Annotated in this window: 12 protein-coding genes and 1 pseudogene; 5 read left to right on the plus strand and 8 right to left on the minus strand. The window is 70.4% G+C overall.

The window, feature by feature from the left end; translation table 11 throughout:
- Positions 1-39 precede the first annotated feature (39 nt).
- Positions 40-237 (minus strand): DUF6243 family protein, encoded by a 198-nt coding sequence (locus tag LUW75_RS03875; RefSeq protein WP_250334380.1) that lies wholly within the window; start codon positions 235-237, stop codon positions 40-42.
- A 307-nt stretch (positions 238-544) separates the two neighbouring features.
- Between LUW75_RS03875 and LUW75_RS03880 the strand changes: the two genes are divergently transcribed.
- On the plus strand, positions 545-985 hold the full coding sequence (locus LUW75_RS03880) for a nuclear transport factor 2 family protein (RefSeq protein WP_250334381.1): 441 nt from the start codon (positions 545-547) through the stop codon (positions 983-985).
- A gap of 191 nt (positions 986-1,176) precedes the next feature.
- Positions 1,177-2,244 carry an LLM class flavin-dependent oxidoreductase gene (locus LUW75_RS03885; RefSeq protein WP_250334382.1) on the plus strand — a complete coding sequence of 356 codons (1,068 nt, stop codon included), beginning with the start codon at positions 1,177-1,179 and terminating at the stop codon, positions 2,242-2,244.
- 48 nt (positions 2,245-2,292) lie between these two features.
- Here the strand turns inward: LUW75_RS03885 and LUW75_RS03890 are convergent.
- Positions 2,293-2,664, minus strand: a pseudogene (locus LUW75_RS03890) (CoA transferase); the annotation flags it as partial.
- A 55-nt stretch (positions 2,665-2,719) separates the two neighbouring features.
- A complete protein-coding gene (locus LUW75_RS03895; protein ID WP_250334383.1) occupies positions 2,720-2,989 on the minus strand; it encodes a hypothetical protein in 270 nt (89 codons plus the stop codon).
- Between the two features lie 760 nt (positions 2,990-3,749).
- Between LUW75_RS03895 and LUW75_RS03900 the strand changes: the two genes are divergently transcribed.
- Complete coding sequence (locus LUW75_RS03900; RefSeq protein WP_250334384.1) at positions 3,750-4,010, plus strand: hypothetical protein; 261 nt, start codon at positions 3,750-3,752, stop codon at positions 4,008-4,010.
- Positions 4,011-4,742: 732 nt separating this feature from the next.
- Here the strand turns inward: LUW75_RS03900 and LUW75_RS03905 are convergent.
- Positions 4,743-5,036, minus strand: a complete 294-nt coding sequence (locus tag LUW75_RS03905) for a DUF1330 domain-containing protein (RefSeq protein WP_250334385.1) — start codon at positions 5,034-5,036, stop codon at positions 4,743-4,745.
- 462 nt (positions 5,037-5,498) lie between these two features.
- Here LUW75_RS03905 and LUW75_RS03910 point away from each other — a divergent pair, with 462 nt between their 5' ends.
- Entirely contained in the window at positions 5,499-5,876 is a 378-nt protein-coding gene (locus tag LUW75_RS03910; RefSeq protein ID WP_250334386.1) for a winged helix-turn-helix transcriptional regulator, read from the plus strand.
- Positions 5,877-6,297: 421 nt separating this feature from the next.
- Here LUW75_RS03910 and LUW75_RS03915 read toward each other — a convergent pair whose 3' ends face one another.
- Both LUW75_RS03915 and asnB read right to left on the minus strand, forming a co-directional pair.
- A complete protein-coding gene (locus tag LUW75_RS03915; RefSeq protein WP_250334387.1) occupies positions 6,298-7,419 on the minus strand; it encodes an alkene reductase in 1,122 nt (373 codons plus the stop codon).
- A 183-nt stretch (positions 7,420-7,602) separates the two neighbouring features.
- Positions 7,603-9,465, minus strand: a complete 1,863-nt coding sequence (gene asnB / locus LUW75_RS03920; RefSeq protein ID WP_250334388.1) for an asparagine synthase (glutamine-hydrolyzing) — start codon at positions 9,463-9,465, stop codon at positions 7,603-7,605.
- A gap of 697 nt (positions 9,466-10,162) precedes the next feature.
- Between asnB and LUW75_RS03925 the strand changes: the two genes are divergently transcribed.
- Positions 10,163-10,552 carry a hypothetical protein gene (locus LUW75_RS03925; RefSeq protein WP_250334389.1) on the plus strand — a complete coding sequence of 130 codons (390 nt, stop codon included), beginning with the start codon at positions 10,163-10,165 and terminating at the stop codon, positions 10,550-10,552.
- A gap of 54 nt (positions 10,553-10,606) precedes the next feature.
- Here LUW75_RS03925 and LUW75_RS03930 read toward each other — a convergent pair whose 3' ends face one another.
- On the minus strand, positions 10,607-11,839 hold the full coding sequence (locus LUW75_RS03930) for a 3-deoxy-7-phosphoheptulonate synthase (protein WP_250334390.1): 1,233 nt from the start codon (positions 11,837-11,839) through the stop codon (positions 10,607-10,609).
- 204 nt (positions 11,840-12,043) lie between these two features.
- Positions 12,044-12,445: a VOC family protein gene (locus tag LUW75_RS03935; protein WP_250334391.1), complete on the minus strand. Its 402-nt coding sequence runs from the start codon at positions 12,443-12,445 to the stop codon at positions 12,044-12,046.
- Positions 12,446-12,461: the final 16 nt, after the last annotated feature.

Raw genomic sequence — 12,461 nt, forward strand, 5'->3', positions numbered from 1 at the left:
CAGGACGCCGTGTCCCGCCCTGTGACGCCTTGCCCTGCTCTACGACGCCTTGTCTTCCTCGTCGGCCTGCTGCTTGCCGAGCGCGCGCTCGCGCATCTTGGCCGCCAGCTCCTGCTTGCGGTCGTCGGCCGCCTTACGGTCTGCCGTGCGTGCGGCGCCGGGGCCCAGCTGGTCGGCGCGGGACGCCTTCTTGCGCTGCCCGCCCACGCCGAGGAGGTTGTTGCGGCTCTTGGTCATGGCTCGGACGATACAGCGCCCTTCGGCGTGCGGCCGCTCCTTTTCCGCTCATTCCGGAAGCCGGCCGCTCCGAGGTCGAAGGGATTGGCCGACTCGCCGCCGCCCGGCTCCCCTTGGAGCAACGCCGCCAGCACCACGTGCCGTGGCGCCATCGGCCGCCCTGCTCCACTGGTCCACCGTTGCGGAACCCTGTGCTCCTCTGTTGCCGGACTCCGCGGTGATGATACGCATGATCAGGAGTAGTCGTATTCATGGGTAGTACGCGTCCGCCGTGAAGTGGTACGCGTCCGTACGTGGAGGATGAACCGTGACCGCCAAGACCACCGCCGAGCGTTTCCGAGCCGCCATCGAACAGGGCGAACTCTCGGCCCTGGACGACCTGTTCACCGACGACACCCGCCTCTACAGCCTCGCGGTGCTCAAGCCCATCGAGGACAAGCAGATGATCCTCGGCCTCTTCGACGTCCTGCTGCGCGTCTTCGAGGACTTCCGTTACGTCGCCCAGTACACCGGTGTCGCTGAGACGAGCGCCGATGGCACCGAGGCCCCCTCGGAGGTGCTGGTCTTCCGCGGCACCGTGGGTGGCGAGGAGATCCACGGGATCGATCAGCTGCACTTCGCGGACGACGGCCGGATCAAGGAGTTCTCCGTCTTCGTCCGGCCGCTGTCCGCCGCGCAGGCGCTGAGCAAGGCGGTGCTCGCCGGGCTGGCGGAGGCGGGGCTCGTGCCGGCGCCGGCCGCCCAGTAGCGCGGGATCGGCCGCAGGCCGGTGCGGCGCCGGGCCCGCCAACGACCGGCCGGGCCGGCGTACGAGGCCCGGTCCCGCACCGGTCACCGCGGCACCCTCTCCAGCTCCCACCCCACGCGCGGATTCACATCTGCCCGGTTGTCCGGTACGACGACCGACATCGACGATGGTGCTGACCGAAAGGACGACCGATGCCCACCAAAGAGTTATGGATCCTGGGTTCTCCCCACCCGACGCAGAGCGCCGGGGTCGCTGAACGAGCTGAGGCGGAGGGGTTCGACGGCATCGTCTTTCCCGACAGTCAGGGCATTGGCGGCGATCCCTATGTGGCCATGGCCGTCGCCGCTCACGTCACCGATCGCATCCGGCTCGGCACCGGCGTCACCAACCCCTATACCCGCCACCCCGCCGTGGCCGCGGGTGCCATCGCCAGCATCCAGGCCGAATCGGGCGGCCGGGCCGTGCTCGGCATCGGCCGAGGTAACTCGGCTCTCGCGTTCCTCGGACTTGCCCCCGTACCCCTCGGTATGTTCGAGCGCTACCTGGCCCGGGTTCAGGGTTACCTGCGCGGGGATGGTGTCGAGATGGACCGCCCGGCAGAAGGCATGCGCTCGTCGGAATCACTGGGCCTGGGTACGGCGCCGCCGACGAGCCGGCTGCAGTGGCTGCCCCGCCCCGAGCCCAAGGTGCCTGTCGACGTCGCCGCCACCGGCCCCAAGGTGATCGGCCTGGCGGCTCGCCTCGGCGACCGGATCACCTTCACCGTCGGCGCCGAGGAAGAACGCATCCGGTGGGCCGTAGACACGGCGCGTGCCGCTCGCCGCCAAGCCGGCCTCGACCCTGATGAGGTGTCCCTTGGGTGCTTCGTGAACATCGTCGCTCACCCCGACATCCACACCGCCCGCGATCTAGTGTCGGGCTTCATCACTGTCATGTCCCGCTACGCCGTGCTGCACGGAGAGACTACCGGGCCGCTCTCCGACGACAACAAAAAGGTCCTCTACGACATTCGCGGCTCTTATGACATGACCAAACACACCCAAGCGGGCACCGCCCAGGCGTCGGTGCTCACCAACGACTTCATCGACAGTTACGCCGTGGTCGGCCCACCGAAGGACTGCGTGGCCCGGCTGGAGGCGCTCTTCGCCTGCGGCCTCGACCGCATCATCCTCATCCACGGTTCACCTGGAGCCGACGAGGCGGAAATGGCCAAGGCCCGCCGTTACCTGGTGGAGGAGGTCGTCCCGGCGCTCCGCTGAGACGGCGCCGAGTCAAAGCGCAAGGCAGGTGCAGTCGGAACTATCACGCTACCCGATAACACCGTTTACCCGCAGCTCCTCAATGCGATTCCCATGCGGACCCAGCTTCCTCAGCACCTCATCGCTGTGCTGCCTGGGCCTTGGTGTGGGCTCTGGGACCCCTGCCGGTGTGCGGTCGAAACGGGGAGCGGGGGAAGGCCGAACGACCCCGCCGACTGAGCAAAAGCTGCCTCGGACCTTGTTGTGGGGATGGTCTGGGGCCTCGCCCATGGACAACACTGGGGCGAAGCAGGTGTCCGTCTCCTCGGGGAGGGCGCACCGATCGTCCCTGGTCCGCTGCCGGAAGACTGCCGCCAGTTCTTCTGTGGTCTCCGGCCACCGGGGCCACCGGTCGTGATCGCGCTGCGCCGGGCTGGAAAATCGCTGAAGATGTTGTGGCGGGCCTTGTCGGAGGTGGGCCGGGTGGCCCCGTCGGTCAGGTAGGGGCCGGGTTGATCACCCGAGTGCCGTCGCGGTGGTCGAGTCCGAGGTCGGTCAGTCGGCGGAGGTTGAGGGCGGCGGCCCGCTGGTGGAGCCGGCGATCGGTGCGGATCACTCCCCGAGAGGGCGCCCTTCGGTGGCCGTGCGCGACGAGCCAGGCGATCACGCGTTCCACCGGAGGGCGCCAGCGGCGGTGGGGCGGCCTGCCGGGCGGTGTCGGCGGCGGCTTGGCGGCGAGCGGCGGCCAGCGGGGCGTGGCGGGCATGGACGTTCAGGGTGCGTCCGGTGGGTGGGGCGGTGCGCTCGGCGCGCAGCGGGCAGGCCGCGCACATGCTCTCGAACCGAGCGATGCAGCTGCTGTCGGCGCGGCGGGCGCCGAGTCGGACGGTGTGCCCGGCCGGACGGGTGGCGGTGCCCGCCGTGCCGTCGATGGTGAATCCGCTGGGGACGGCGGTCCGCGGCGATCGGCGACGGTGTCCTGGAGCGGCGTGCAGGCCAGCACGATCGACTCGAGGGCGGTGGTCCAGCCGTCCCAGCGCGCGGCCTCGGCGGTCGCTGGGGCGGTCACGTCGAAGGTGTCGGACCGGAGCCGGGGAACACCCCCGACCCGGCGCGCGCCCGGTGCCCCTCGCCGACGACATCCTGGTCCTCCCATGCCTCCCCGGGCACGTTTTCCGCCCGTTCAGCTCGTGGACCGGGTCCTCGAGCGTGACCGGCGCCCCGAAGCCCGTCTCCGCCTTCGACCGCTGCCACCGATCCACGGTCGGCACGGCGGCGGTCGCGGTCTGCGTCGTCCGGTGCCGCGCCATGCCGTCGAAGCCGAACAGGGCGTCGACGCGCGGGTCCGTCCAGCCGACGGAGTCGCGGAGCGCGGCGGACTCGGCGGTGAACCGGCGGCGCGCGGGGTGGCCGTCGCGGCGCCGGTCGGTCAGCCTGCCGACGTCCTGACCCCTGGGGAAGCCGGTGCCGTACAGCCAGTGCGGGGAGTCCCGGCTCTCGAACCCGGCGTCCTCCACGGCCATGCGGTGGTAGGTGCGGGTCGCGCCGAACGCGGCCGGGTGCCCGCCCGGCTCGGGGGCGCGCAGGCACTCCGCCGGCTCCCCGCCGCGCTCGCCGCGGCCGGTCAGGGCACCGTCACGGCGGCCATGGCACCGCTGGCCAAGATGTTCGCCGACGCCGGCGGTACGGCCCAGCCGAGCCGTGAGCAGGCTCGCCGCCGGGTCGGCGACTTCGAGATCGTCGAGTACGTCCCGCGCGGTCAGCCCGGAGGCGTATCCGGCACGTAGGGCCGCCACTTCGACGACTGCCTCCCGCGCGCTCCCCTCACCGATCAGCACCGCAACAAGATCGCACACCAGGCCGCGCTCATCGAGTCCGCACTCGGGAGCGACCCGGCGGACGTTCCGAGCACGGCCCCCCGCGCGCCACCGGCCGCCGCATCCTGCTGATCGCGTCCGGAGGCGCCTCCGGCCTGCGCCAAGTCGGCCCGGCTCTCCTCCCCCGGCCGGCCGCCCGTCCCTCACCGATGTCGACCGCAACGCCCTCCGGTACGCCCTCGCACACCTGCCGCCCGCGACCCGCGCCCGGGCCGCCGCGGCCCCCCGGCAACGTCCTGCGCACCGCCGCCCATCCGGCCGCCGACCACGGCCCCTTCGATCCAGTCCCGGCCGGAGGCCTCTTCGGCTACCCCGGAGTACGCCTCACCGGGCCCTGACCCCCACCACCCTGTCCCGCCTGTGCCGCCCCGGAGACGCGTTCCGCTTCTCCGACATCGCGACCCCCCGACCCGTACGCCGTCCCGATGACCCGCATCGGCCGCTGGAACCTCGGGGAACGCCCCCCCGCCGACATCGAGGTCGACGTCCGGGCCGCCGCGCCGCCGGGAAGGAACCGTCGCCGGACCGGGCCTCACCGCCGATGCCGCCGGCCTGACGCTTTTCGCGACGGCGCGGCGCGCTGACGAGTCAGGGTGATCCCCGCCTCCGGCGCCGTGTTCCTCCCCGACGCGGCGCCGGCCGTCAGTCGAGGCCTTCGATGATGCGGAAGTCGCGCTCGACGCCGTCGGCAAGTACGGCCAGCGCCTCCTGGTAGGCCTCACTCTCGCGGGCGGCGACCGCCTGTTCGAAGCTGTCGAACTCGATCAGGACGGTGCGCTCGGCGATTCCGCCGTCGTGTGCGACGACCCGGCTGCCGAGGGAGAGCGTCCGCCCGCCCGCGGCCTCGATGGCTGGACCGGTCAGCTTGTCGTAGGCAGCCACCTTCTCGGGGTCTGCGATGGTGCGGTAGACGCTGACCCAGTAGCCCTTGGCCACGGTGCCTCCTGTGTTCGAAACTGGTGATCGGGAACGTGCTCGGATCCACGGTCGGCGCGCTGTGGCGAGCCGGCGGAGACGGCGTCGAAGTCGGACGGCTTCGATCAACCGGTCGGGGCTGCGATCGGACCGGTCTCGGGTGAGCGCCGGCGGGCGAGGACGAGCCGGAGCCGGTCGAGTCGATGGCTGTCGCCGGAAGGACGGTGGCCGGGACTCGAATGAACGCGCATGTACCGGTCCTGCCGGCCGGTCCCGCCTCCGCCGACCCTGGCTTTCAGGAACGCCTGTCACCCAGGTCGTCGGAGCAGGTGCCACGACAGCTTCTCCGTTTCGGTTTCCGAAGCGGTCGACGATGCTAGCGTGTCGGAATTCGAAGCGTCAACACTGGAGGGCGGACATCCCGGCATGCCAACACCCAGACCGGGCCATCCTGTTCGCGGCTCGACCACCGGCCTCCCGCTGATGGCCGCACTCGATCTGTTCGGGCGGCGGTGGAGTCTGCGCGTCCTGTGGGAGCTCCGCGCGGGTCCGCTCGGATTCCGCCCCTTGCAGAAGCGGTGCGACGACATGTCCTCCAGCGTGATGCGGCAGCGTCTGACCGAACTGCTGGACGCCCAGGTGATTCACCAGCTACCGGACAGCCGCTACGAGCTCACCCCGCTGGGGCAGGAGGCGCGCCGCGCCCTGGACCCCCTCGCCCGCTGGGCGGAACGCTGGGCGGCCGCCATCGGCCCGCACGGGGCGGGCCACACCGACGACCGGTCCGCCGGCCGCGTCCCGCGTCCGGACGACGTGGGCGACGTGGGCGGCGGGGCAGGGGCTGCCAGGCGATGTCCTTGACGGAACGGGGCAGGTCGCGGCAGGTGAGTGGATCAGGCAGGTCGCGTCGTCGGAGCACAGGGCCCCACCCGTCCGACGCTCCACGCCTCGGGTGTGCCCGCGCCGGTCCTCGTCGTCGTCCTCGACCACGTCCGGGCCGCGGAAGGGGCGCAGGTACCGGCCGGCGGGCTGCGGTACGGACGGGTACGACCGGTGAGCCGGTCCTGGGAGGCGTGGTCGCCACGTGAGGCGCGTCCTGTTCCACCTTCGGGGCTTTGGCAGCGGCGGGCCCGGTGGTGACGGTGTTCCGGAGCCATGGGTGACAACGGGCTGAGACCGCCGGAGCCACGGCCCGGCCGTTCAAGTGGACCAGGACCGCCGGCCAGGTCGTCGACCGCGTCTGCCGGTACTGCACACGAATCCCCGGACCGGCTCACCAGCCTCAGGCCGTCCGGAGGAAGGGGTAGTCGGTGTAGCCCTCGGCACCCTGGGTGTAGAACAGTTCCGGCCGCAGCTCGTTCTCGGGATGTCCGCCCTGCCAGCGCTCGACCAGGTCGGGGTTGGCTATCAGGGCCCGGCCCACGACCACGGCGTCGGCGTGGTCGGCCTCGATCCGCCGCATCGCCTCCTCACGGGTGGTCTGCCGGAGGAAGCCGCTGTTGACGATCAGCTTGCCGTCGAAGCGCCGTCGCAGCTCCTGCACCAGCTCGCCGCCCGGCTCTCCGTGTATGACGGACAGGTAGGCCAGGCCCAGCGGGCGCAGCCGGTCCATCAGTGTGCCGTAGGTGGCCAGGACGTCGTCCCGGTCGGTCTCGAAGACGTCGTGGCGGACGATCTCGGAGGACATCTCCGGCGAGATCCGCAGCCCGACCCGCTCGGCGCCCACGGCCTCGGCGACCGCCGTGACCACCTCGACGACGAAGCGGACCCTGTTCTCGGGGGAGCCGCCGTACTCATCGGTGCGCTGGTTGGCCCCCGGGTAGAGGAACTGGTGCAGCAGGTAGCCGTTGGCACCGTGGAGTTCCACGCCGTCCGCTCCCGCCTCGACGGCCCGGCGGGCCGCTGCGACGAAGCCCTCCAGGACCTCCCGGATCTCGGCGGTGGTCATCGCTTCCGGCACGGCGAAGGGCTGCTCGCCCTTCGCCGTGAACGTCTTGGCGTCGATGGCGATCGCGCTGGGGGCGAGGATGCGGCGGCCGCCGTTGATGTCGGGGTGTGTGGCGCGGCCGGCGTGCTGGATCTGCATAACGATGCGGCCGCCCTCGGCGTGCACCGCCTCGAACACCTTCCGCCAGCCGGCCGCCTGCTCGTCGGTGGCGATGCCCGGCCCACCGACCCATCCCTGCGACGCGTGGTCGGGGAAGGTGCCCTCGGTGATGATCATTCCGACGCTCGCCCGCTGCCGGTAGTACTCGACCATCAGGTCTCCGGGGATGCCGGAGGAACCGGCCCGCACCCGGGTCAGCGGTGCCATGACGATGCGGTTGGCGAGCGCCATCTTCCCGAGGGAGACCGGGGAGAAGAGCGACGGAGCAAGCGAGAGTTCCGAGGTGCCGACAGACATGGGTCTCCTTTCACAATCCGGTAGATAACGGGATCAGGTTTCATCGACGTCGATCACCTCAGCCGACCGCGGCTGCTCCCCGAAACGACCAACGAACACCTCCCCCTCAGACCGGCATGGTCAAACGCGTCGGCGGGACAGACCTCGTACGCCAGAGGGTCGGGTGTGCGTGCACGGTCGGGTTCAGAGGCTGATCGCGGGTGCGGTCCTCCGCAGCCACAGGTCGAGCGAAAGGACGAGCTCGATGGCCGAACGTCCGGTGTTCGCGTGCTCGCCCTCGGGCGGGGAGACGGCGCGGCGGACGGCGTCCCGGTCGAGGAGCTGATGCACCGGGGCCGTGGAGTCGGCGACGACGTCCGCAAGGGACCGGCGGAGTTCCGACATGTAGGCGGGGCTCTGCGTGACGGCGTAACTGGCCTTCTTACGCTGGATGATGGCGTCGGGCACCAAGTCCCGCGCGGCCATGCGAAGCAGGCTCTTCTCGCGCCCGTCGAAGGTCTTCATCGACCAGGGGATGTTGAACGCGTACTGCACGAGCCGGTGGTCGCAGAACGGCACGCGCACTTCGAGGCCGACGGCCATGCTCATCCTGTCCTTCCGGTCGAGCATCTCCGGAAGCCAGCGGGTGACGTGCATATGGCCGATCTCCCGCATCCTGCGTTCCAGGCGGCTTTCGCCCGGCAGCCTGGGCACCGCGGCCAGCGCTTCTTGGTAGGCGTTCTTGGCGTGCGTTTCCATGTCGAGGTCGGCCCGCAGCTCCGGCGAGAGCAGGGTGAGGCGACTGGTGGCCGGATCCGCGAGGCTGAAGGTTTCGAGGCCCGCCCACGGGAACTGCGCGGCGTTCACGGCCTCGGGCCGGTGGAACCACGGGTAACCGCCGAAGAACTCGTCGGCGCCCTCGCCGGAGAGGGCGACGGTCGACTTGCCCCGGATGGCCCGGAACAGCAGGTACAGGGAGGTGTCGAGATCGCCCCAGCCGGTCGGGACGTCGCGGGCGGCCGCGACGGCCTCACGGATGTGCGGGTCCATCAACTCGGCGTCGTTCAGGACGAGTTCCGCGTGATCCGCCCCGACCTGGGCGGCGAGCAGCCGGGCGTACGGAGGGTCGGGCTCTCCGCGCAGTTCCGAGGCCTCGAACTCCGCCTCGCTTTCGAAGTCCACGGCGAAGGACGGGATACGGGCGCCCTGCGCCTGCATCGCGCGGGCCGCGATGGCCGTGATGAGACTGGAGTCCAGGCCGCCGGAGAGCAGGACGCACTGCGGTACGTCGGCGACGAGCTGCCTGCGGGTGGCGTCCTCCAGGAGGCCGCGGACCGTTGCGGCCGTGGCCTCCAGGCTGTCGGTGTGTTCCTCCGCGGTGAGCGACCAGTACCGGTGGACCCGGCTCCCGGTGTCACGAACGCGTACGATCGTGCCCGGTTCGACCTCGCGCAGATGTGCGTAAGGGGTCCTTCCCGGGGTCCTGGTCAGCGAGAAGATCTCGCGCAGGCCGTCGATGTCGACGTCGCGACGGACGTCGGGGTGCGCGAGGACGGCTTTGGGCTCGGAGCCGAACAGCGCGCCCGCCGGAGTCGGTTGCCAGTAGAGGGGCTTGATGCCGAGCCGGTCGCGCACCAGCAGCAGTTCTTCCTCCCTCCCGTCCCACAGGGCGAAGGCGAACATGCCGTTGAGACGTTCGACGAACGCGTCGCCCCACTGCAGATACGCGCACAGGACGACTTCGGTGTCGCTCCTCGTCTCGAAACGATGCCCCTGCTGCGTGAGCTCGGTGCGCAGTTCCTGGAAGTTGTAGATCTCACCGCTGTACGAGAGCGCGACCGTGGCCGCGGCGCCGTGGCCGGCGACGTCGCGCCGCATGGGCTGACGGCCCCCGGGCAGGTCGATGATCGACAGGCGCCGGTGCCCCAGGAGGACGTGCCGGTCCTGCCAGATGCCACCGGCGTCCGGCCCCCGGCAACTCATCGTCTCGGTCATCGCGGCCACGGCCTCCCGGTCCGCCGCACCGAGGTCCCGGTCGAATCGAACTAATCCGGCGACACCACACATGACTTGTCCTTCCGTAGGGCGAGTACTGAATTCTGAAGAGAATGTGGCCTGCACCGGCAGCCGGTCAATCCTGGTCAGCGGCCGGCACGGGAGACGGTTTTAGACCCGGCCGCCCGGGCCCACCGCGACCTCGACGCGGTGGCGCGTGTCTTCCCGCCGGACCGCCTGGAGCAGGACTTCGCGCAGTGCCTCCGGCTGTTCCCGGAGGCTGTATCCGGCCCGGGCCAGGGCCCCCGCTCGGGCACCGCGCGGTGGGCGCGGCGCCGGTCCCGGTATGCCTTGTCCCGGCACAGCCGCGGCCGCGGGCAGTACCGTCGTCTCGCGGAGCCTTCGCCGAGCGGCTCGCCGCACCACCGGCAGCAGCGCGGCTCTGCGGTGCCGTCGTCCGTGAGCGGACCGTACGGCCGGTGGCGGGCGACGGCCAGGGCCCCGTCGACGGCAGGAGGCGCACACCGCGCGGGACAGCGGCTCCCGGTCGCCGGGGAGGGCGGCGTGCAGGGCCGCCGCGATCTGCCGGGCCGCGTTCCCCGCCTGCGGTGTCGTACAGCACGGTGGTGGGGAGGACCCGGGGTCCGTGACTCTTCGGTGGGCATTGATCGTCCCTTCGGTCAACGCCATCGTTGATGTCGATCGTCATGTCGAACAACCGGGCAGATGCGAATCCGCGCGTGAGCTCGGAGCTGAACGGGGTGCCGCGGTGACCGGCCTGGGACCGGGCGGACCGAAAGGGTTGCGCGAGCCGGAGCCGATCCGGTCGCCGGACGCCTCTCACCAGCAGCTGCGGGCAGCGATCGTGCTGATCCGGGACCGCCTGTCACGGCGCAGGACTCCCGCGATCCGCTCGACGATCGCCGCCCGCCGCCGGCTGCGGGTCTACCGGCCACCCGCCTGCGCGCCCGGGCTCGACCCGGCCGAGAAGGTCCGGTCGACGAGGAAGGGCGACCTGGTCGACCTCGCCGCCCACACCGCCGACGAACCCGCCGCCGCGGTGGGGAACCCCCTCACGCACATGCGGTACCGCACCCTTCTGGTCGACGGCTACCCCACCGGAACAGGTCTCCCTCCACCGTTACCGAACAGACCTTGATCGCACAAGGTGTCCGGCGGCCGGTCGTCGTTCTGTGGACGGTGGTCGTGTCGCTCAGCGACGCCAGACCGACACGACTGCCACGGCCTGGTCGATGTTGAGGCGCGGGTCGCAGAGGGTGGTGTAGCCCAGTGGGTCGAGGAGGTCATCGAGACACGACTCGTCCGCCACACATTCACCGACGTCCTCCGGCGTGGCTTCCAGGTGCAGCCCCCCTGCGACCACGTGCTCTGCGGCGGCCGCCTCTTGGAAGAGCTCCACTTCGCGCTTGACGCTGGTCAGCAGGCGGGTCTTGCGGCCCAGGGGGCCGCGCTGGGTGTTGCCGTGCATCGGGTCGCACAGCCAGATGACCGGATGCCCCGCGTCGCGGACAGCGGCCATCAACGGCGGCAGCCACTCCGCGACCCGACCCACGCCCATCCGGGAGATGAGCGTCAGTCGGCCGGGCGTGCGATCCGGGTCCAGGACCGAACAGAGCTGAGTCAGCTCGGCCGGTGTCATCGTCGGACCGACCTTGCAGGCCACCGGGTTCTGGACCCGGGCCAGCATCTGCACGTGCGCACCGTCCAGCTGGCGGGTGCGGTCCCCGATCCACGGCCAGTGCGTCGAGGACAGCAGCAGGCCCCGCTCGCCACGGCGCAGCAGCGGCAGCTCGTAGTCCAGCACGAGGGCCTCGTGACTCGTCCACACGGGTGCCACGGTCGGCAGACCCCAGGCACCGCCGAGTCGGCGCAGGAACTCCGTCCCGGCGCGAGCGGCCCGGTAGCCGGTGAGCAGACGCGCCGGATCCGGCTGGCGCAGCTGCGGATCGGGCTGCGGGTCGTTGACCAGGTGGCCGCGGAACGCCGGGAGTTCGAGCTCTCCGTGCCGCTCCAGGTCGGCGGAACGGGGCTTGGCGAACTGACCCGCGATCCGACCCACCCGCACCACGGACAGGCCGGTTCGGGCTTGCATCGCCCCGGCCAGCGAGTCGAGCATGCCGGCCTTGCGGCTGAGCACCTCGGGAACGCAATCCGCGGGGTCCTCGGCGCAGTCGCCCGCCTGCAGGATCTGTAGCCCGCCGGCCGCGACCTCGGCGAGGAGCAGCCGCAGATGGCGCACCTCGTCCCAGGTCACCAGGCCGGGCAGGTCGCTGAGTTCGCTGCTGAGCCGTTCGGCCAGAGGGTGGTCCTTCCACCGCGGTTGCTGCCGGGCCGGCAGAGTGCGAAGCCATTGGCCCTCGCGCTCCGGATCCGCAGTGAGGTCGGTTTCAGCTAACGGTGTGAGAGTGAGAGGCGGCGTGGTCACGAGTTTGATCCCCCGAATTGGAAGCTCGTCGCTCCGAAGTTGCGGACATTCCGTCGACGGCCAACCGGCACCTAGCCTGTTCCGGAAGGCGGAGGCGGACAACTGCTCAGGTGAGCAGGAGGTCGCGCACTAGATTGACTGGAACGGTCGTACCGCGCGCTGATCACCCGCTTCGAGGAGATCAGCGTGATCGATCCAGCATTTTCAATCGTAGGCGTTCCCAGCCATCTTGCGCTTGAATTCATCGCTGTGCTGGACGTACTCGGCGATCGTTCCGTCCGGACTCATGGCGCGCAAGTTGCGCCCCGAAGGAACCACCTTGATATCGTCGATGATCTTGACTCCGGTCTGGACGAAGTACGCGCGCACGGCGTCCAGGTCGTCCACCAAACAGGTCAGCTTGGTAGCCTCGAACTGCTCAGTGTCGGCCTTGTCCCCCGCGAGCAGGAGAACATTTCCGATCCCTACGATATCAAGCCTAAACGTCTCGTAATAAAATTCGTGGTGCGGACGGTCCACTCCTTGGAGTGTCATGTAGAACTTTTTACACGCCTCGAGTTCCGTCTTCCGAAGGTATATCCGGTAAAAAGATTTGACGATCTTCACGACTGCTCCCGACTCA

It is taken from the genome of Streptomyces sp. MRC013 (genome assembly GCF_023614235.1).
Lineage (GTDB): Bacteria > Actinomycetota > Actinomycetes > Streptomycetales > Streptomycetaceae > Streptomyces.